Origin of the sequence: Microbacterium sp. ER1 (assembly GCF_023383675.1) — a bacterium.
GTDB lineage: Bacteria > Actinomycetota > Actinomycetes > Actinomycetales > Microbacteriaceae > Microbacterium.
The window spans coordinates 39,714-57,641 of record NZ_QCXO01000128.1; the positions used below are offsets into that span (position 1 = coordinate 39,714).

19 protein-coding genes are annotated in these 17,928 nt (G+C 71.2%); 12 read left to right on the forward strand and 7 right to left on the reverse strand.

Features of this window, described 5'->3' with window-relative positions; all coding sequences use genetic code 11:
- The first annotated feature begins 92 nt into the window (after positions 1-92).
- Positions 93-674: an NADPH-dependent FMN reductase gene (locus BV453_RS05390; protein ID WP_029989877.1), complete on the forward strand. Its 582-nt coding sequence runs from the start codon at positions 93-95 to the stop codon at positions 672-674.
- A 17-nt stretch (positions 675-691) separates the two neighbouring features.
- Here the strand turns inward: BV453_RS05390 and BV453_RS05395 are convergent, their stop codons facing one another.
- A complete protein-coding gene (locus tag BV453_RS05395; RefSeq protein ID WP_249521054.1) occupies positions 692-1,555 on the reverse strand; it encodes a DUF72 domain-containing protein in 864 nt (287 codons plus the stop codon).
- A gap of 84 nt (positions 1,556-1,639) precedes the next feature.
- On the opposite strand from BV453_RS05395, the gene BV453_RS05400 reads away from it, so the two are divergent.
- Together BV453_RS05400 and BV453_RS05405 are read left to right on the forward strand one after the other, a co-directional pair.
- Positions 1,640-1,855 (forward strand): hypothetical protein, encoded by a 216-nt coding sequence (locus tag BV453_RS05400; protein WP_102209630.1) that lies wholly within the window; start codon positions 1,640-1,642, stop codon positions 1,853-1,855.
- 389 nt (positions 1,856-2,244) lie between these two features.
- Positions 2,245-2,625 (forward strand): hypothetical protein, encoded by a 381-nt coding sequence (locus BV453_RS05405; protein WP_025105120.1) that lies wholly within the window; start codon positions 2,245-2,247, stop codon positions 2,623-2,625.
- Positions 2,626-2,658: 33 nt separating this feature from the next.
- Here BV453_RS05405 and BV453_RS05410 read toward each other — a convergent pair whose 3' ends face one another.
- The 3 genes from BV453_RS05410 to BV453_RS05420 are packed head-to-tail and all read right to left on the reverse strand — an operon-like array spanning position 2,659 to position 8,449.
- Positions 2,659-6,114, reverse strand: a complete 3,456-nt coding sequence (locus BV453_RS05410) for an error-prone DNA polymerase (RefSeq protein ID WP_249521055.1) — start codon at positions 6,112-6,114, stop codon at positions 2,659-2,661.
- Entirely contained in the window at positions 6,114-7,649 is a 1,536-nt protein-coding gene (locus BV453_RS05415; protein ID WP_025105118.1) for a DNA polymerase Y family protein, read from the reverse strand. The genes BV453_RS05410 and BV453_RS05415 overlap by 1 nt, the downstream gene beginning before the upstream one ends.
- Entirely contained in the window at positions 7,646-8,449 is an 804-nt protein-coding gene (locus tag BV453_RS05420; protein WP_249521056.1) for a hypothetical protein, read from the reverse strand. The genes BV453_RS05415 and BV453_RS05420 overlap by 4 nt, the downstream gene beginning before the upstream one ends.
- 130 nt (positions 8,450-8,579) lie before the next feature.
- On the opposite strand from BV453_RS05420, the gene BV453_RS05425 reads away from it, so the two are divergent.
- From BV453_RS05425 to BV453_RS05450, 6 genes are all read left to right on the forward strand, one after another.
- Complete coding sequence (locus tag BV453_RS05425; RefSeq protein WP_025105116.1) at positions 8,580-9,050, forward strand: A24 family peptidase; 471 nt, start codon at positions 8,580-8,582, stop codon at positions 9,048-9,050.
- A gap of 47 nt (positions 9,051-9,097) precedes the next feature.
- Positions 9,098-9,313, forward strand: coding sequence for a hypothetical protein (locus BV453_RS05430; RefSeq protein ID WP_025105115.1), 216 nt, complete (start codon positions 9,098-9,100; stop codon positions 9,311-9,313).
- Positions 9,306-9,917 carry a CYTH domain-containing protein gene (locus tag BV453_RS05435; protein ID WP_249521057.1) on the forward strand — a complete coding sequence of 204 codons (612 nt, stop codon included), beginning with the start codon at positions 9,306-9,308 and terminating at the stop codon, positions 9,915-9,917. The genes BV453_RS05430 and BV453_RS05435 overlap by 8 nt, the downstream gene beginning before the upstream one ends.
- 62 nt (positions 9,918-9,979) lie before the next feature.
- A complete protein-coding gene (locus tag BV453_RS05440) occupies positions 9,980-11,137 on the forward strand; it encodes a type III polyketide synthase (RefSeq protein WP_029989872.1) in 1,158 nt (385 codons plus the stop codon).
- Positions 11,134-11,859, forward strand: a complete 726-nt coding sequence (locus BV453_RS05445) for a methyltransferase domain-containing protein (RefSeq protein ID WP_249521058.1) — start codon at positions 11,134-11,136, stop codon at positions 11,857-11,859. The genes BV453_RS05440 and BV453_RS05445 overlap by 4 nt, the downstream gene beginning before the upstream one ends.
- The gene (locus BV453_RS05450; protein ID WP_249521059.1) at positions 11,846-12,967 is read left to right on the forward strand and encodes an NAD(P)/FAD-dependent oxidoreductase; all 1,122 of its coding nucleotides are present in this window, start codon (positions 11,846-11,848) and stop codon (positions 12,965-12,967) included. Before BV453_RS05445 ends, BV453_RS05450 begins: the two co-directional genes overlap by 14 nt.
- A 53-nt stretch (positions 12,968-13,020) precedes the next feature.
- On the opposite strand, the gene lpdA is transcribed toward BV453_RS05450, so the two are convergent.
- Positions 13,021-14,418 (reverse strand): dihydrolipoyl dehydrogenase, encoded by a 1,398-nt coding sequence (gene lpdA / locus BV453_RS05455; protein ID WP_025105110.1) that lies wholly within the window; start codon positions 14,416-14,418, stop codon positions 13,021-13,023.
- A gap of 9 nt (positions 14,419-14,427) precedes the next feature.
- Positions 14,428-15,081, reverse strand: coding sequence for a copper resistance CopC family protein (locus tag BV453_RS05460; protein ID WP_249521060.1), 654 nt, complete (start codon positions 15,079-15,081; stop codon positions 14,428-14,430).
- A 100-nt stretch (positions 15,082-15,181) separates the two neighbouring features.
- Here BV453_RS05460 and BV453_RS05465 point away from each other — a divergent pair, with 100 nt between their 5' ends.
- The 3 genes from BV453_RS05465 (at position 15,182) to BV453_RS05475 (ending at position 16,995) form a co-directional block, all read left to right on the forward strand.
- The gene (locus BV453_RS05465) at positions 15,182-15,664 is read left to right on the forward strand and encodes an FHA domain-containing protein (RefSeq protein ID WP_025105108.1); all 483 of its coding nucleotides are present in this window, start codon (positions 15,182-15,184) and stop codon (positions 15,662-15,664) included.
- A complete protein-coding gene (locus tag BV453_RS05470) occupies positions 15,664-16,350 on the forward strand; it encodes a MerR family transcriptional regulator (RefSeq protein WP_249521061.1) in 687 nt (228 codons plus the stop codon). The genes BV453_RS05465 and BV453_RS05470 overlap by 1 nt, the downstream gene beginning before the upstream one ends.
- Before the next feature lie 99 nt (positions 16,351-16,449).
- Entirely contained in the window at positions 16,450-16,995 is a 546-nt protein-coding gene (locus BV453_RS05475) for a MerR family transcriptional regulator (protein ID WP_025105106.1), read from the forward strand.
- Positions 16,996-17,064: 69 nt separating this feature from the next.
- Here the strand turns inward: BV453_RS05475 and BV453_RS05480 are convergent, their stop codons facing one another.
- Complete coding sequence (locus BV453_RS05480; RefSeq protein WP_025105105.1) at positions 17,065-17,877, reverse strand: ParA family protein; 813 nt, start codon at positions 17,875-17,877, stop codon at positions 17,065-17,067.
- Positions 17,878-17,928 lie beyond the last annotated feature (51 nt).

Genomic DNA, 17,928 nt, shown 5'->3' on the forward strand with positions numbered 1-17,928 from the left:
GAGCCGTCGATTCTGCCTCCCGAGGGGGGCCTTGTGGCAAGCCCCCACCCCGGCGATATCCTGGAGATGCACGGAGACGAGGGGACCTCACCATGACCCATCGGATCGGCTACCTCATCGGCAGCCTCGCATCGGACTCGATCAATCGCGTCCTGGCCACGGCGCTCGTACGGCTCGCCCCGCCGGACCTCGAACTCGTGGAGATCCCGATCCGTGACCTCCCCCTCTACAACCGCGACGACGAGCTCGAACCCGTCGCTGCGGTCACCGCGTTCAAGAGCGCGATCGAGGGGGCGGACGGTCTGCTGCTCGTCTCGCCGGAGTACAACCGCTCGATCCCCGGGGCGTTGAAGAACGCCATCGACTGGGGCTCGCGACCCTGGGGTCACAACTCGTTCGCACGCAAACCCACCGGCATCATCGGCGCCTCGACGGGAGCCATCGGCACCGCGGTCATGCAGTCGTCGATGCGGAGCGTGCTGAGCTTCCTCAACGCGCCGCAGCTGAACGCCCCGGAGGCGTACATCACGTTCCGGCCCGAGGTCTTCGGCGCCGACGGTCAGGTGCACGACGCCGACACCGAGAAGTTCCTCGCGCACTACATGGAGGAGTACGCGGCGTTCGTCGAGCGGGTGCTGTCGCTCACCGCTCCGGGTCACGTCGGCGACCGGTAGCCGCCGCGCTCGCCGCGTCAGGAAGGCGCGTCCGCCACGAGCGCGCTCAACGCCAGCGCGTCGTGAGGCGCGTGCCCGCGGGCGTCGTTGTCGAAGTACACGAAGACGTCGCGTGGCCTCCCGTCGTCGGCGCCGGTCCCGTCGGCCCACCCGCGGATGAGCGCCGCCCACTCCCGCAGCTCGGTCTCGGTGTAGGCGCTGTGATAGAGCATCTGCGCGCCGTGGAGACGGATGTAGACGAAGTCCGCGGTGAGGGCATCGAATCGCGGCCATTTGCCTGCGGTGTCTGCGATGACGAGGGAAGCCCCGTGATGCTGCAGGAGCCTCAGGCTCGAGGGGTCGGCGAAGGAAGCGGAACGCGGTTCGAGGGCATAGCGGAGCGGGCGGTCGGCATCGATCTCCAGCCACGCCCGGTCCTGCAGCCGCTCGTCATGCCGCCGGGCGAGCGCGAGAGCGTCGGCCGTTGTCCGGGGAAGCGCGTCGAAGAAGGACTCCAGGAGCTCCGGGTCGAAGCGCTGGCGCTCGGGGAGCTGCCACAGGATCGGGCCGAGGCGGGGACCGAGGGCGAGGACGCCCGACGCGAAGAAGTTCGCCAGTGCCTGCTCGACGTTCCGCAGTCGCAGCATGTGGCTGACGTAGCGGGGGCCCTTGACCGCGAACACGAAGTCGTCGGGAACGCTCACGGCCCACCGGCGGTAGCTCTCGGGCCGCTGCAGAGAGTAGAACGAGCCGTTGAGCTCGACGGTGGGGAACTGCGATCCGATGTGCTCCAGCTCTCGACGCTGCGGGAGGCCGCGCGGGTAGAAGTCGCCGCGCCACCGGGCGTACCGCCACCCGGAGACGCCGATGCGTACCCGGCCCTGCGTGCTCTTCCTCCTCATGGCCGGCTCCGTCGGGTCAAGCCCCTTGCCGCTGTCGTGCGGCCTCGGCAGGCTGGAAGCATCCACACCGAAGGAGGAGGAGCCATGTCTCTCAATGACCATCCGATCGACGATGTGAAGCCCGAGGCCGACCTGCAGGAGCAGGAGCGGCTTGCGGAGGAGGTTCCCGAGGACCCGGAAGCGCCGACCCCCTCGGCACCGGAGCCGCACCCCATCGAGGCGGACCCGGCGGACGCCGCGGAGCAGCGCATCGAAGTGCCGCTGGATGAGGACGGCCTCGACGAGCCCACCGACGACTGACGGCCTCCGGCGGCAGGTGCGCCGGGGCGGCGTTCGAGACAGGGGAGAGGCGTCATGACGAACGACCGTAGCCCGAGCGGTGCGCGCCCTCGCCGGGGTTGACGCTCAGCGGGACGATGGCTAGCCGCGGGGTATGCCCTCTCGACGGGACCGCCCCAACCCGGTGCTGCCGAGAGGGCTCACCGTCCTACCCGGACGGTTGGGGAGGCGGCGAAGTCTCGCTGTCTCTACAGCTGATCCCCCAGAGATTCAGCCGGTAGCCCCCGCTACGAAGAGCAGAATATCCCTTAATCCTCTTGTCCGCCATTTGGGGGACAAAAGTTTCTTCGAAAAATTCTGCGCGGCTCCCGGCCCTGTCGCCGATACGGACCGTTCCGTAGGGTGGGAGCATGGACAGGATGCTCGTCTTCGCCGGTCAGGTCGCACTCCCGGTCGGGCACCGGGTCGAGGTCTCCGAACTCGTCGACCCCCAGACGCAGGAGCCCGTCGTCCTGTCGCTGCTCGACCTGGACACCGGTATCCGCTACCGCCGCGCCGAGGAGCCCCGAGCCGAGGTGACGCACTGGATCGGCCGTGTCCTCGACTGCACGGTGGCGGTGGGCGTCGCTCCGCGGACGTCGCTGCTGATCGATCCCATCGGGCCGTCGGCCAGCGGCGCGGGCATCGCTCTGCGCGGCGCGGATGCGGCGGTCAACGCGGCCAAGGCGGAGGCGGATCGCTGGGGTGGCTCGGACCGTCCCCCGCCGGAGGAGCCCGAACGCTTCTGGTGACCGCCGGAGGCCGGGGCCCCTCCCGCACCGGAGTCATCGGAAGTCCCGCGAGCGGTGCATGACCCCCGTACGGAGGTCTTCGAAGGCGTCGGCGAGCACATTGACGACCCCCTCCGGGGAGCGCTCGAGGATGCCGCGGATGATGAGCGCCGGGGACTCCCGGGCGATGCGACCGAACCGGCCCCAGACCCCCGTCGAGCAGATCACGTTCACCAACCCGCTCTCGTCCTCGAGGTTGACGAAGGTGACCCCGGCGGCCGTCGCGGGGCGCTGTCTATGGGTGACGAGACCGGCCACCTCGACGCGTCGTCCGGTCTCGTGGCGCTGCAGGTCTGCGGCCGTCAGGACGCCGCGAGCCCGGAGGTCGTCGCGGAAGTGCGTCATCGGGTGGTCGTCGGTCGAGATGCCCGTGGCCCAGAGATCGGCCGAGAGGCGCTCGTAGCTGGTCTGGTCGGCGAACAGCGGCGGCTGCACCGCCACCGTGGTCCCCGGGAGGAATCGGGCGCGGTCTTCCGCGGCGGCCCCGGCGAGCCAGATGGCCTCCCGGCGCTCCAGCCCGAGGCACGCGAAGGCTCCGGCGGTGGCGAGGGCCTCCAACTGCGCGGCCGTGGCGTCGGTCCGGCGCACGAGGTCGTGCAGATCGCGGTAAAGGCCGTGCGCTTCCCGCTCGGCGACGATGCGCTCTGCCATCGGCACTCCGATCCCGCGGATGCCGCTGAGTCCCAGGCGCACCGCGAACCGTCCGTCCCGCCGGTGCGCCGCGGACTCGTCCGGTGCGCTCCGGTCGAACCGGTGCACGGGCGGCTGCGGGTCGGCCAGGCAGTCGTCCCTCCCGGTCGTCCCTGCGGCGTCCGGCGAGAGAGGTTCGAGGGTCTCGGTGGCGCCGGAGAGGTGGAGATCCGGGCGCCGGACCTCCACGCCGTGTCGACGGGCATCTGCCGTGAGGGTCGCGGGGGAGTAGAAGCCCATCGGCTGCGACCGCAGCAGGCCCGCGAGGAAGGCGGCCGGATAGTGCAGCTTCAACCACGAGCTCGCGTAGACGAGCAGGGCGAAGGACAGCGAATGGGACTCCGCGAAGCCGAAGTTCGAGAACGCCTGGATCTGCGCGTAGATCCGGTCGGCGGCCTCGTCGACGAGCCCGCGGCGCGCCATCCCGGCGTACAGCTTGTCCCTGACCTTCTCGATCTTCTCCAGGCCCCGCTTCGACCCCATCGCCCGGCGCAGCAGGTCGGCCTCGTCGGCCGTGCAGTCGCCGACGGCCGTGGCCATCTGGATGAGCTGCTCCTGGAAGATGGGGATGCCGAGTGTCCGCTCGAGGATGTCCTCGAGGTCGCTGTGCGGGTAGGGGATGGGGAACTCCTCCGGGGGCTCGCCCCTGGCCTCCCGTTCCCGGTTGGCCTCGTCCACCTTGTCCTTCGCCATCTTCCGACGGACGAACGGGTGCACGGCGCCGCCCTGGATGGGCCCGGGGCGGATGAGGGCGATCTGGATGGCGAGGTCGTAGAAGCGCCGCGGCTGCAGCCGCGGGAGCAGCCCGATCTGCGCGCGGGACTCCACCTGGAAGACGCCGATCGAATCGGCCCGACAGAGCATGTCATAGACGCCGGCCTCCTCCTTCGGCAGGGTCTCCAGCGTCCACTCCTCGCCCGTCGCCTCCCGGACCAGGTCGAAGCAGTGCTGCAGCGCCGCGAGCATGCCCAGGCCGAGGAGGTCGAACTTCACCAGCCCCATGAAGGCGGCGTCGTCCTTGTCCCACTGGATGACGGTGCGGTCCTCCATGCGGGCGTGCTCGACCGGCACCACCTCGCCGACCGGCCGGGCCGTGAGGACCATGCCGCCCGAGTGGATCCCCAGGTGCCGCGGAGCCTTCAGCAGCTCGGCTGCGTAGTCGAGCACGGTCTCGGGGATGTCGTGGCCCTCGACGGGTTCGAGTCCCGATCCCCAGCCGTCCACCTGCCGCGACCAGGAGTCCTGCTGCCCCGGGGAGTGCCCCAGGGCTCTGGCCATGTCGCGGACCGCGTTCTTCGGACGGTACTGGATGACGTTCGCCACCTGGGCCGCCCGCTCCCTGCCGTACTCCCGATAGACCCACTGGATGATCTCCTCCCGGCGCCGTGAGTCGAAGTCCACGTCGATGTCCGGCTCCTCCGTGCGGGTGGTGGCGAGGAAGCGCTCGAAGGGGAGACGGTAGAGGATCGGATCGACCGCGGTGATGCCCAGCAGGTAGCAGACCGCGCTCGCCGCCGCGGAACCCCGGCCCTGGCAGAGGATGCCGCGTCGCCGGGCTTCCGCCACGATGCCGTGCACGATGAGGAAGTATCCGGGGAAGTCCTTCTCCTCGATCACGTCGAGCTCGCGGGCGATGCGCCGACGGCCGTCCTCGTCCAGCCGCGGATACTTCGACGGAACCGCCTCCCAGACCAGGTGCCGCAGCCAACTCATCGGGGTGTGTCCCGTCGGCACGTCCTGGCGGGGGAGGGCCGGGCGCGCCATCCGAAGTGGGAAGGCCGAGGCCGCAGCCAGCTCCAGGCCGTGCGAGATCGCACCGGGGTACCGCCGGAAGCGCGCCGTCATCTCCGCGCCGCTGCGCAGGTGCGCGCCGCCATGGGCCGGGAGCCAGCCGTCGAGCTCGTCCATGCTCCGGACCGCGCGGACCGCGGCCACCGCCTCGGCGAGAGGGGCCTGATCCGGGCGGGCGTAGTGCACGTTGTTGGTCGCCACGACGGGCAGCCGCATCCGGCGGGCGAGGTCGGCCAGGTCGTCGTTGCGCCGGGTGTCCAGCGGATCGCCGTGGTCGAAGAGCTCGACGGCGATGTTGTCGCGTCCGAAGAGGTCGACGAGGTGGCGCAGCGGCGCGGCGGCGTCCCCGGCCTCCAGCCCCTGTCGTACCGCCCCCTTGCGGCAGCCGGTGAGGATCGTCCAGTGCCCGTCGGCGGTCGCCGCGAGCTCGTCGAGATCGTAGACCGGGCGTCCCTTCTCTCCGCCGCGGAGCTGGGCCGCAGTGATCGCCCCCGACAGGCGGTGGTACCCCTCGAGGCCCCGGGCGAGCACGAGCAGATGCGTGCCCGGCGGGTCGGCGGCCCCCTGCGGAGCGGAGGGGAGGTCGAGGGAGAGCTCGGCGCCGTAGACGGTCTGCAGCCGCAGCTCCATGAGCTCCGCCAGCTCGGCGAAGCGCGCGGCGCCGTAGAACCCGTCGTGGTCGGTGAGCGCGAGCGCGCTCAGGCCGAGACGCTCGGCCTCCGCGAGCAGATCCTCGGGGGAGGACGCCCCGTCGAGGAAGGAGTAGGACGAGTGCGCGTGCAGCTCGGCATAGGGCACCGCCTCCTCCGGGCGCTCCGGGAGGGTCGGGGGGACGAGCTTCCGCGGACGACTCACCGGTCCGGGATCCGGGCGGAGCCCCCGCGGTGCGGAGGTCGCTTCGGGAGTGGACTCGCCGCTGAGGGTGCGCTCGAGCTGATCCCAGGTCAACGGCGGATTGTGCCAGCCCATCAGCGGTACCTCCCCTCGGCCCACCAGCGCTCGCCGGCCAGGAAGACCAGCCAGGCGCGGTCACGGTCGTCGACGATCTGGAGCCGGTGGCCTCGTTTGCCACCGCCCGTGCTCCACCGCCGCTCGTGCACGGGCCACGGCCCGGCCCAGGCCTGTACGGTCGCCCCGTCGATGCGGGCGGGGTCATGCGTGAGGGCGCCGCGATCGTCGACGTCGATCGTGCTCCCGTCCGCGGCGACGACGCCGATGGGGCGCGGTGGGCGGAACACCTCGGAGGGGAGAGGGTCGGGGAGGCTCCCCGGCCAGGGGGACCGTGGATCACGAGGCGGGACCGGGCGCTCGCCCCACGGCGTGAGCACCTGACGATCGGCGAGCCAGCGCCCTCCGGAGAGGGCGGCGGTGACCACGCCCTGATGCCCCAGCATGGTCTGCACCCGGGAGACCGCGTGATGCAGTCGCTCATCGGTACCCGAGCCGAAGAGCCCCGGTTGGTGGTGGGCCGCATCATCCACCGCGACGGGGAGGAGACGGGCGGCCACGATGCCCCCGAATGCCCTCGCCTCGTCGACGGGCGCGCTCGCGGTCAGGGCGGCCAGCGCCTCCAGCTGCCAGCGCACGCGGTCCACGAGGTCGGCGGCGTCGAAGCTCGTCGGGTGCAGCCAGGTGCGGGAGTGGACGGCGCCGTCGTCGTCGGTCAGGTCGATCCGCACCTCGGTGCACACGAGCGACGCGTCCGCCAGAGCGAGCATCACGGCATCGGCGGTCTGCCGCACGGCGAAGGCCACCTGGTCGGTGCCCCCGAGAGGGGACTCGAACTCGATGGTCCTGGCCAGTTCGGGGTCGGGCGGCCGGGGAGCCAGAGGTCGGGAGTCGGCGCCGGCGGCGAGGGCCTGCAGGCGGGCACCGTGCTCGCCGAAGCGGTCGCGGACGTCGAGAGGGGCGAGCGCGGTGAACTCGCCGAGAGTGCGCACGCCGAGGCGGAGGAGGAGATCGCTGATCTGCTCGTCGCGGAGCACCTGCACGGGGTAGGGGGCCAGGAACTCCCGGGAGCCGCCCGGGGGCACGACCGTGCAGGACGCCGTTCCTCGGGCCGCGATCTCGGCGGTGAAGGGTCCGTCGGCGACGCCGACACGCACTTCGGGGAAGCCGGCAGCGGCGAGGACCGCGGACAGGGCTGTCGCCGCCTCGGTCTCCCCGCCGTGATAGCGGGCGATGCCGCGGGCGCGCAGGATCGCGAGGCCGGGGCGCAGCAGCGTCACGCCCGGGGCGTGCTTCTCGATGAGCTGCAGCACGGGAACGAAGGCACGCTCGTCCTTCTCGGCGTCGTGGGGGAGGACCTGCAAGGAGGAGAGGAGGCCCTGGGCGACGCGGCGGCGCTGGCCGATGCGGACGCCGTGTGCGCGGGCCGATGCGGTGCAGGCGACGACCGTGTTCGCCTGCACCAGGGCCGTCGGCGGGTGCGGGCCTCCGCCCAGCACCGCTCGCAGCGGCCAATCGGGGAACCAGAGCACGAGGACGCGGAGCGGGGCGTTCATCCTGCCTCCGCCCAGAAGAGGAGGTCGGACGACCCGGCCACAGCATCGTCTGTCGCCACGGCGCTGCCCGTCGCAGAGGGAGCGAGCGGCGGCAGAGCGGTCAGCTCCGCGGCCGCGGTCTCCACGGCTCCGTGTCCGCCGGGCAGTCGGACGCGCACGCTCGAGGCGCGAGGGCTGTGCCTGGTCCGCGCCGTGACCGTCACCGTGCAGTCCGAGAGCAGCCCCCACCCCTCGCCGAGCCCATGCCAGTCCGGGTCGTGGAGCCGGATGGTCCCCTCGCTCTGCGCCCAGCGCCCCGCGCCCGGTTCCTCCGCCACGAGCAGCGTGGACCCGCGGTCGCGCAGACGGGCGCTGAGTCGGGACACATCGGCGTCGCGTGCCCTCGTCGTGGGCTGCACGACGATCAGGGGCACCACCTCGGCCAGCGCGGATGCGACGGCGAGCCAGCGGTCCCCCGGTTCGGGGACGAGGATCAGCCGGCTCAGATCGATGCCGTAGGCGGCGGCGGCCTCGACCCCCAGGGTGGGCATGCCGATCACCGCGCACCAGTGCCCGCGGCCGGAGGAGGCGCTGAGCAGGGCGAGCACGAGGGCGGGCGAGGGGGAGACGGTGTACGAGGTGCCCGTCTGCAGTCCCTCGTCCGGCAGCAGCGCGGCGAAGGCGGGATCGAGGGGGAGGAGGGTGTGCTCGCTGCGCCGCCGCTGCATCCGGCTGATCTCGCGGCGCAGTCGCAGGACCTCTCCGGCGCGGGTATCGCTGGTCGGAGAGAGCGCGGTCATCGCATCGAGCCCGATCCCCATGTGTCCATCCTCGAAGATATGTACGAATAAAGCAAGTGACGCGACTGACGCTAGTTCGTACATCCGACATCGCCCTCCGGGTTGTCCACAGTGCGCTCCGCGCCGTCCCGGATCCCCCTACCCTGCCGGGATGGACATCCGTCTCGCCCTCCTCGGCCTCGTGCACGGCGGCCTCCTCGCGATCGGCATCCTGCTGACCGTGATCGATGCGCGCACGCACCGGCTCCCGAACCGCATCGTGCTGCCGACCCTGTTCCTGCTGCTCCTGGCGGCGGTCGCCGACGCCGTCGTCACCACCGACGCCGCCGCTCTGGGGCGGGGCCTGCTCGGAGCCCTCGTGCTCGGCGGCTTCTATGCGGCCCTGCGGCTGCTCAGCCGGGCGGGCATGGGCGGAGGCGATGTGAAGCTCGCCCTGGTGATCGGGCTCGTCCTCGCCTGGCACGGCTGGGGGGCCTTCCTCCTCGGCGCGGTGTCCGCCTTCGTGCTCGGAGCGGTCTACGCGCTCGTGCTCCTCGCCGCGGGCCGGGCCGATCGGAGGACCCGCATCGCCTTCGGGCCGTGGATGATCGCGGGGGCCGTCCTCGGCGTCCTCGGCGGCTGACCGTGCAGGTCGCCCCGAATGGGGGAGGGCGGCGCTACCCTGGGCACATGGCACTCGCACGACTTCACGGCGGCCCGCTGGACGGGCAGATCATCCCCCTCGACGACGATGCGGACGACAAGCTGATCGTCCCCTACAGCGAGACGCAGGTGGTCTACAACCGCCGCGGCGAGCCGCAGAACACGGGCGAGGGCGACGGCCCCACCGAGATCGACTACTGGTTCGAGGAAGCCCTCGAAGACCTCACGCTCGAGGATGACTGAGCCCTCTCGCACCGTCGAGGTCGAGCGCAAGTACGACGTCGACGACGGGACGCCCCTGCCCGACTGGACGGCGATCCCCGGCGTCGATGCGGTCTCGCCCGGTGAGCATCGCGCTCTCGACGCCCGCTACCTGGACACCGCGGACGGAACGCTGGCCCGCGCCGGCGTCGCGGTGCGCCGTCGTTCCGGGGGACCGGACGAGGGCTGGCACATCAAGGGCCCGCGGCAGGGCGACGGCCGGGTCGAGCAGGGCTGGCCCCTCGGCGGCGAGGAGGTCCCGACGGCGGTGCGCGCAGCGATCGCCGCCTGGACCACTGCGCCGCTGGAGCCTCTCGCACGCATCGAGAACGACCGAACCGCCTACCTCCTCACCGGACCGGACGGCGTCGTGGCGGAGTTCGTGGACGACCACGTGCGCGCGACCGACCTGCGCAGCGGCACTCGCCGAGCCTGGCGGGAGTGGGAGGTCGAGCTCGGCCCCGCAGGCCCCTCCGACGACGCCGGTCGTGCGGCGTTCTTCGCGGCGGTCGAGCGTGCGGTGCACGCCGCCGGCGGCCGTGAGGCGGGCTCCGATTCGAAGCTCGCCCGGGCTCTCGGCTTCTAGGCCGCCGACTCCTCGGATGCAACCCCTTTCCGCGTGCGGTTGCAGGGTGGTTGAGTGACCACATGAGTCGACCGCCCGTGCTCCGATCGCTGCAGACGATCGTCCCCGAGACCGTCCTCGTGCAGGAGCAGGTGCGCGACGTCTTCGCCGCCCAGCCCGGCCTGGGACGGCTGGCGCAGCGCATCGTGGCGACGTCGTTCAACGTCTCCGGCATCGACACGCGCCACACCGTGATCGCGGAGCTGGCCGACGACGCCTCCCCGGACGACCCGTTGTTCTACGATCGCGTCTCCGGGCAGCTGCTGGCGCCGGGTACGAGGGCACGCAACGACGTCTACACGCGCGAGGCCTCCCGTCTCTTCGTCGAGGTCGCGCGCCGCGCCCTCGAGGCGGACCCCGACCTGAGCCCGGCGGACGTGACGCACGTCATCACGGTCTCCTGCACGGGCTTCCACGCCCCGGGCCCCGAGTACGAGATCGTGCGCGGGCTCGGCCTGTCCGACGCCGTCCAGCGCTATCACTTCGGCTTCATGGGGTGCTATGCCTCGATGCCGGCCCTCCGCGCCGCCGGCCAGTTCTGCGCGGCCGACGAGAACGCCGTCGTCCTCGTCGTCAGCGTCGAGCTGTGCACCCTGCACCTGCGCTCCTCCGAGGACCCGGACACCATCGTCGCCTCCTCCCTGTTCGCCGACGGGGCGGCCGCCGGGATCGTGACGGCACGGGACCTTCCCACGACCGTCCCCGCGCTCCGGCTCGACGGCTTCCACACGGCGATCGTGCCGGAGGGCGTGGACGACATGGCCTGGACGATCGGCGACTCCGGCTTCGAGATGATCCTCTCCACCGCCGTCCCGCAGATCATCGGCGAGTCGATCATCGGGGCACTCGCGCCGCTCTACGGGCGGGAGGACGGCTTGGCGGAGGCCTTCGCCGCCGGGCGGGTGGGCGACCGGGTGCGCCACTGGGCGATCCACCCCGGCGGGCGGAGCATCCTCGATCGCGTGCAGGAGCGGATGGCGCTGAGTGACGGGCAGCTGCGACCGGCGCGGGAGACGCTCCGGGAGTACGGGAACATGTCGAGTGCGACCGTGCTGTTCGTACTGAAGCGCATCCTCGAGCAGGAGGATGCGGAACCCGGCGACCGTGTGGCGGCGATGGCCTTCGGCCCGGGGCTCACCGCCGAGAGCGCGCTGCTGACCGTCGTCGCACCCGCACCGTGAGCGTGGATCTGTCGGCGCGCGCCGTCGACCTCGTCGAGCTCATGGACGACCCCGCCGCCGACGAGGAGGCGCTCGGTCGCACGTACGGGCGCTTCAGCGCCGTCAACGCGGTCGTCTCCCGCCCCGGGCGGCTGTATCGGCGGGACATCCGCCCGCGGGCGGTGGCCGGGCGTCCGCTGCGCATCCTCGACATCGGTGCCGGTGGGGGAGACCTGTGCCGCGACCTCGTCCGGAGACTGCGACGCGACGGCCTCCGCGCCGACATCACCGCTCTGGACGCCGACGAGCGTGCGATCCGCTGGGCCTCGGCGCACGACGACGGCGCAGGCATCCACTATCGCCATGCGCTCTCCTGCGACCTCGTGGCGGCGGGCGACACCTATGACGTCGTGCTCTCCAACCACGTCCTCCACCACCTCGACGCCGCAGCACTGCACGCGGTGCTCGACGACTCCCGTGCGCTGGTGGGTGACCGAGGACTCATCTCCCACCACGACATCGCCCGCAGCCGCCTGGCCTACGGGGCGTTCGCGGCAGGAACCTGGCCGTTCGCGCGGAACCTCCTCGCCGGGTCCTTCATCCGGGTCGACGGTCTCCTGAGCATCCGCCGCTCGTACACGCCGCAGGAGCTCGCGGCCGTCGCCCCGCCGGGCTGGGAGGTGCGCTCGCACCTGCCCGCTCGTCTGGAGCTGCGCTGGGAGGGTGGGGATGGTCGACCATGACGTCCTCGTGGTCGGGGGCGGTCCGGTCGGGCTGCTCCTCGCCTGTCTCGTCGCGCAGGACGGTCGTCGGGTGCGCGTATGCGAGCGTCGCGCCGCGCCCGGCCTGCAGACGCGGGCGATCGGGATCCATCGTCCGGGGCTCGATGCCCTCGACGCCGCCGGAGTGGGCGCCGACGTCCGCTCCGCGGCGCTCCGCCTGTCGAGCGGCGAGGTCCGCAGCCGCGGGCGACGGCTCGCCGCCCTGACCTTCCCTCCCGAGCGTCCCATCCTCACGCTGCCGCAGCCCCGCACCGAGGAGCTGCTGCGCGACCGCCTGCGGACGCTGCGACCCGATGCGCTGCAGTTCGGCTCCGCCGTCCGGTCCGTCCAGGACGACGGTCCGCTCGTCCGGGTCGGGATCGACGGTGAGCACGGGCCCGTCGAGGAGACGGCGTCGGTCGTGGTGGTCGCCGACGGTGTGCGGAGTCCTCTGCGGGCGGCGTTCGGCGCCGGCTGGGGTCGGCGGTCGGGGAGTGCCGGCTACGCGATGCTCGACGTCGACGATCCGCAGGCCGACGATCGCGCCGTGCTGTACTTCGAGCCGGACGGTCTCGTCGAGTCCTTCCCGCTGCCGGGTGGACGGCGCCGCTGGGTGGTGCGCGAAGACGGCGACCGGACGGTGGCGTCCGCCGGCGAGCTGGCGGACATCGTCGGGCGCCGGACGGGGAACCTCCTCGACGTGGACCCCGCGGCGGCGGTCTCGTCGTTCCGCGCCGCTCAGCACGCGGCTCGGCGGCTGCACCGCGGACGGATCGTCCTGCTCGGGGACGCCGCGCACGAGGTGAGCCCCATCGGCGGTCAGGGCATGAACCTCGGCTGGGCGGATGCGCTCCGGCTCCGGGACGCGTTGCGCCGGACCGACCGGGGCGCCGTCCCGGTCCTGGACGGCTTCGCCCGGGAGGTCCAGCGGACCGCGCGGAAGGCGCATCGTCGTTCTGCGTTCTTCATGGCGATGGGGGCTCCGGCGATCGCGCCGGTCGTCGCTGCGCGGGAGGGCCTGGTCGGCGTGCTCGGCTCCTCGACGCTGCGCGGGTGGACCACCGGCCTCATCACCATGCGCGGTCTGTGACGCGAGAAGGCCCGATCCGCGATGCGCGGACCGGGCCTTCTCGAGGCGTCGGATCAGAAGTTGATCATGTGGCCGGCGAGGCCGTGGAAGCCCTCCTGCAGCGCCTCCGACAGCGTCGGGTGCGTGTGCACGTTGCGGGCCAGCTCGAGAGCCGTGAGGTCCCACTTCTGTGCGAGCGTGAGCTCGGGAAGCAGCTCCGACACGTCGGGGCCGATCATGTGCGCGCCGATGAGCTCCAGGTGCTCGGCGTCGGCGATGAGCTTGACGAAGCCGACCGGCTCGCCGAGGCCGTGGGCCTTGCCGTTGGCCATGAACGGGAAGGTCGCGACCTTGATCTCGCGCCCCTCGTCCTTGGCCTGCTGCTCGGTCAGTCCGAACGAGGCCACCTGCGGCGAGCAGAACGTCGCCCGCGGCATCATGCGGTAGTCGCCCAGCGTCATGGTCTCGGCGCCGCCGATGGTCTCGGCCGCGACGACGCCCTGCGCCTCGGCGACGTGGGCGAGCTGCAGCTTGGCGGTGACGTCGCCGATGGCGTAGATGCCCTCGACGTTGGTGCGCATGTGGTCGTCGATGTCGATCGCGCCGCGCTCCGTGAGCTTCACACCCGTCTTGTCGAGTCCGAAGCCCTCGACATTCGGGGCGAACCCGACCGACATGAGCACCTTGTCGGCCTCGATCGACGCCTGCTGGCCGTCCTTGCCCGTGTACGAGACGGTCACGGAGGAGCCGTTGTCGACGACCGACTCGACCTTGGTGGAGGTGAGGATGTCGACGCCGTAGTTCTTGTACTGCTTGGTGATCTCCTTCGACACGTCGGCGTCCTCGTTGGGGAGGGCGCGGTCGAGGAACTCGATGATCGTGACCTTCACGCCGTAGTTCGTCATCACGTAGGCGAACTCCATGCCGATGGCGCCGGCACCGACGATCACGATGGATTTCGGCAGCTCACGGGAGAGGATCTGCTCCTCGTAGGTCACGACGTTGTCGCTGAGCTGCACGCCCGGGAGCAGGCGCACCTTGGAGCCGGTCGCGATGATCACGTTGTCGAACGTGACCTCTTCGGTGGAGCCGTCCGCCTTCGCGACGGAGATGGCCTTGGGGCCGGTGAAGGTGCCGCGGCCGTCGTACTCGGTCACCTTGTTCTTCTTCATGAGGAAGTGGATGCCCTTGACCCGGCCGTCCGCGACGACGCGGCTGCGGTCGAACGCCTTGCCGTAGTCGATCGTGAACTCTCCGGAGATCCCGAAGAAGTCGGCCTTGTGGTTCAGGGTGTGCGCGATCTCCGCGTTCTTCAGGAGCGCCTTGGAAGGGATGCAGCCGACGTTGAGGCAGACACCACCCCAGTACTTCTCCTCGATGATAGCGGTGGACAGGCCGAGCTGTGCGCTGCGAACCGCAGCGACGTATCCGCCAGGACCTGCACCAAGGATGACGACGTCGTAATGTGGCATGCCTTAAGCCTATCGCTCCGAGGGGGCGTCGGAATCGGTCCGAGCGGGGCGCCGACGACCGCGCAGGGTGAGCCAGAGGACGAGGGCGAGCACCGCGAGCGCGCCGAGGATCACGAGCACCCAGATCCATGCCGGAGCGGCTCCGACGTCTTCTCCGGCGTCCGGCGTCGTCGTCGCGGTCGCCTCGGGGGTGGCGGTCTGCTCCGTCGTCGGTGCCGCCGTCGGGGGAGCGGTGGTGGGCTCGTCCGTCGCGGCGCCCTCGTCGCCGACGGTGACGGTGAAGGAGAACTCTTCAGAGGTCGGGTGACCGTCGCTCGAGACGACCTTCCACACGACGTGGTACTCGCCGGCGGGTCCCGAACCGGTCAGGGGCTGGGTCACGATCGCGCCGTCGACCGTCGGGGCGCCGTCGGTCACGGACTCGCCGTCCGGGTCGGTGACGACGACCTCCGTCGCACCCTCCCCGTCGATGAGCTTGGCGCTGAACGTCAGGGTCAGCTCCGACGGCAGGGTCTCCACGCTGCTGTCCGCCGCGGGCGACGACGACACGAGGGCGTCGTGGGCCGAGGCCGACAGCGGGGAGAAGAGGACGAGGAACGCGGCGAGGAGGGTGGCCGCGAGGGCGATCGGGGCCGCCGTGCGGCGCAGGGCTGTGGTCTTCACGAGTCCAGCCTATGAATCCCCGGTATGGGACCGCTGAGTGCGAAAGCGGCCTCCCGCGCACCCCTTCGGATCGGATAGTCTGGACGACCAGGAGGGCACAGTGACAGACAGCGACAGCCGACCGGCCGGTGAAGCCGCCATCCATCGCTCCGGCGAGCCGAGACACGATGTGACGCAGACGTTCGGACACGATTCCGATCTGTCGTTCGTGCCGTTCGGCGTGGAGTTGACCGATGTCGAGCAGTCGGCCATCGCGGCGCTGCCCTCGGGCTCCGCCCTGCTGCTCGTCCGCTCCGGCGCCCTCGCCGGCGCCCGATACCTCCTCGACACCGACGTCACCACCGTCGGTCGTCACCCGGAGGCCGACATCTTCTTCGACGACGTCACGGTGTCCCGTCGTCACGCGGAGATCACCCGCACCGGGACGACGTTCGAGATCATCGACCAGCGCTCCCTCAACGGCACCTACGTGAACGGGGAGCGCGTCGATCGCAGCGCCCTCGCGGACGGCTCCGAGCTGCGCGTCGGCAAGTTCCGTCTGAACTTCTTCGCTTCTCCGCTCGACCGCGCGGCGAACGCCTGATGGCGGCGAATCCCGCCCGCGAACGCTCGGCGTCCGCGGGCCTGCTGAGTATCGGTCAGGTGCTCGCCCGCCTCACCCCGGAGTTCCCCGACCTGACCTCCAGCAAGCTGCGGTTCCTCGAGGTGCAGGGCATCGTCCGCCCCTCCCGCACCGAATCCGGCTACCGCAAGTTCTCCGCGTCCGACATCGAGCGGCTGCGTCTGGGCCTCACGCTGCAGCGGGATCACTACCTTCCGCTCAGCGTGATCCGCGAGCAGCTCGATGACGCGGAGGCGTCCGGCGAGACCGCCGCGCTCGCGCCGCCGCCCTCCATCGCCCCTGCGCCGCGTCGCTACCGCCGCGAGGAGCTGCTCGCCGCGGCGGGCGCGGGACCACAGCTGCTGAACGACGCGATCAGCACGGGTGTCATCACCGCCCAGGAGACGTACCCGGAATCCACCGTCGCGCTGCTCCGCGGGCTCGTCGCCCTCGATCGGCATGGCATCGAGCCTCGGCACCTGCGCTCCCTGCGGCAGGGCGCCGAGCGTGAGGTGTCGCTCATCGAGTCGGCGCTCTCCACGCTGCTGCGTCGCACGGACGCGGCGTCCCGTGCTCGCGCCAACGAATTGGCCCCGGAGCTGGCCACGCGGATCGACGATGTGCGGACACTCTTCGTGAAGGACGCGCTCACCCGGATCCTTTCGTAACGAACTGATTGCGACACACCTTCGGCGTCGCACGGATGTCGTTGCCGGTGCCGGGACCCTGCTCTACCGTGGAGATAACCGTTCCAGGGAGGATTTCAGATGAATGCGGATGAGCTCGCAGGCGACCCGCGGTTCGTGACCGAACTCCTCTTCACGGACGGTCTGCCCGCGATGGACGACGAGGTCGGCTACCGCGGCGCCGTGGCGGCCCGTGCCGCCGGCATCACCTACCGTCAGCTGGACTACTGGGCTCGCACCGAGCTCGTGGAGCCCACCGTGCGCGGTGCGAACGGCTCCGGATCGCAGCGCCTCTACGGCTTCCGCGACATCCTCGTGCTCAAGCTCGTCAAGAGCCTGCTCGACACCGGCATCTCCCTGCAGCAGATCCGCACCGCGGTGGACGAGCTCCGCCGTGCGGGTATCCGCGACCTCGCCGGCACGACCCTCATGAGCGACGGCGCTTCCGTCTACCTCTGCACGTCGAACGACGAGGTGATCGACCTCGTCAGCCGCGGCCAGGGCGTGTTCGGCATCGCGGTGGGCAAGGTCCTCCGCGAGGTGGAGTCGACGCTCGTCGCGTTCGATCCGACCGCACCGGACCCCGTCGACGAGCTGTCGGCCCGTCGCGCCAAGCGCACCGCCTGACGCGTCCCCTCCCGCTTCACGAAGAACGGCCGCCCTCGAAGAGGATGGCCGTTTCGTCGTTCCGCGGGGTCAGCTCTGCGGTCCGTTCTCCGGCACCGGGACGCGGCCCGTGCGGATGATGCGGTCGAGGAGCTGGTCGAAGTCGGCGGCGAGCTCCTGTGCGGAGTCGCCGGGCCAGATGTGCAGAGGCTTCGCGGCGCCCTGGGCCTGCTGGAGCGAGGTGCGTTCGGGCAGCTGGGGCGAGAGCACGAGGGGACCGAACATGTCCCGCAGCTCCTTGATGCGGAACTGGTGCTCGATCGACTGCGGACGGACGCGGTTGACCACGATGCCCAGCGGCTGGAGGCGCGGGGAGAGGCCCCGGCGGATCTCCTCGATCGCGCGGAGCGCACGGTCCGCCGCGGCCACGGAGAAGAGGCCGGGCTCGGTGACGACCATGACGCGGTCGCTGGCGGCCCACGCCGTTCGCGTCAGGGCGTTCAGCGACGGGGCGCAGTCGATGAGCACGAGGTCGTAGTCGGCCTCAACTGCCGCGAGGGCCTCCTCGAGCTTCCACACGTCGCGGACGCTCGGGTGCGGGCCGTCGAAGTTGATGGCGGACGGACTGCCGATCAGCACGTCGATCGTGCCGGGGTGGACCTTGGCCCAGCCGCTGGAGGTGATCGCCTGACGGACGGTCTTCTCCTTCGGGTTCGCCAGCACATCGGCGATGTTGAGTCGTCCCGCGACCTGGATGTCCATCCCGGTGGAGACGTCGGACTGCGGGTCGAGGTCGACGACGAGCGTCCGGACACCCCGGGCGAAAGCCGCGGAGGCCAGCCCGAGTGTCACGGTCGTCTTGCCGACGCCTCCCTTGAGAGAGCTGACGCTGAGTACGTGCACGGACTCCACGTTACCTTCCCCTAGGCTGGGGGAACACTCAGCCCCGCCCCA

What these genes read in the sequence shown, in the direction of transcription:
- BV453_RS05435 (WP_249521057.1), top strand. Translation starts at nt 9,306, where the DNA reads ATGACTGAGCCCTCTCGCACCGTCGAGGTCGAGCGCAAGTACGACGTC.
- BV453_RS05415 (WP_025105118.1), bottom strand. Translation starts at nt 7,649, where the DNA reads ATGAACGCCCCGCTCCGCGTCCTCGTGCTCTGGTTCCCCGATTGGCCG.
- BV453_RS05420 (WP_249521056.1), bottom strand. Translation starts at nt 8,449, where the DNA reads ATGGGGATCGGGCTCGATGCGATGACCGCGCTCTCTCCGACCAGCGAT.
- BV453_RS05475 (WP_025105106.1), top strand. Translation starts at nt 16,450, where the DNA reads ATGAATGCGGATGAGCTCGCAGGCGACCCGCGGTTCGTGACCGAACTC.
- BV453_RS05390 (WP_029989877.1), top strand. Translation starts at nt 93, where the DNA reads ATGACCCATCGGATCGGCTACCTCATCGGCAGCCTCGCATCGGACTCG.
- lpdA (WP_025105110.1), bottom strand. Translation starts at nt 14,418, where the DNA reads ATGCCACATTACGACGTCGTCATCCTTGGTGCAGGTCCTGGCGGATAC.
- BV453_RS05470 (WP_249521061.1), top strand. Translation starts at nt 15,664, where the DNA reads ATGGCGGCGAATCCCGCCCGCGAACGCTCGGCGTCCGCGGGCCTGCTG.
- BV453_RS05405 (WP_025105120.1), top strand. Translation starts at nt 2,245, where the DNA reads ATGGACAGGATGCTCGTCTTCGCCGGTCAGGTCGCACTCCCGGTCGGG.
- BV453_RS05410 (WP_249521055.1), bottom strand. Translation starts at nt 6,114, where the DNA reads ATGGGCTGGCACAATCCGCCGTTGACCTGGGATCAGCTCGAGCGCACC.
- BV453_RS05395 (WP_249521054.1), bottom strand. Translation starts at nt 1,555, where the DNA reads ATGAGGAGGAAGAGCACGCAGGGCCGGGTACGCATCGGCGTCTCCGGG.
- BV453_RS05425 (WP_025105116.1), top strand. Translation starts at nt 8,580, where the DNA reads ATGGACATCCGTCTCGCCCTCCTCGGCCTCGTGCACGGCGGCCTCCTC.
- BV453_RS05450 (WP_249521059.1), top strand. Translation starts at nt 11,846, where the DNA reads ATGGTCGACCATGACGTCCTCGTGGTCGGGGGCGGTCCGGTCGGGCTG.
- BV453_RS05430 (WP_025105115.1), top strand. Translation starts at nt 9,098, where the DNA reads ATGGCACTCGCACGACTTCACGGCGGCCCGCTGGACGGGCAGATCATC.
- BV453_RS05400 (WP_102209630.1), top strand. Translation starts at nt 1,640, where the DNA reads ATGTCTCTCAATGACCATCCGATCGACGATGTGAAGCCCGAGGCCGAC.
- BV453_RS05440 (WP_029989872.1), top strand. Translation starts at nt 9,980, where the DNA reads ATGAGTCGACCGCCCGTGCTCCGATCGCTGCAGACGATCGTCCCCGAG.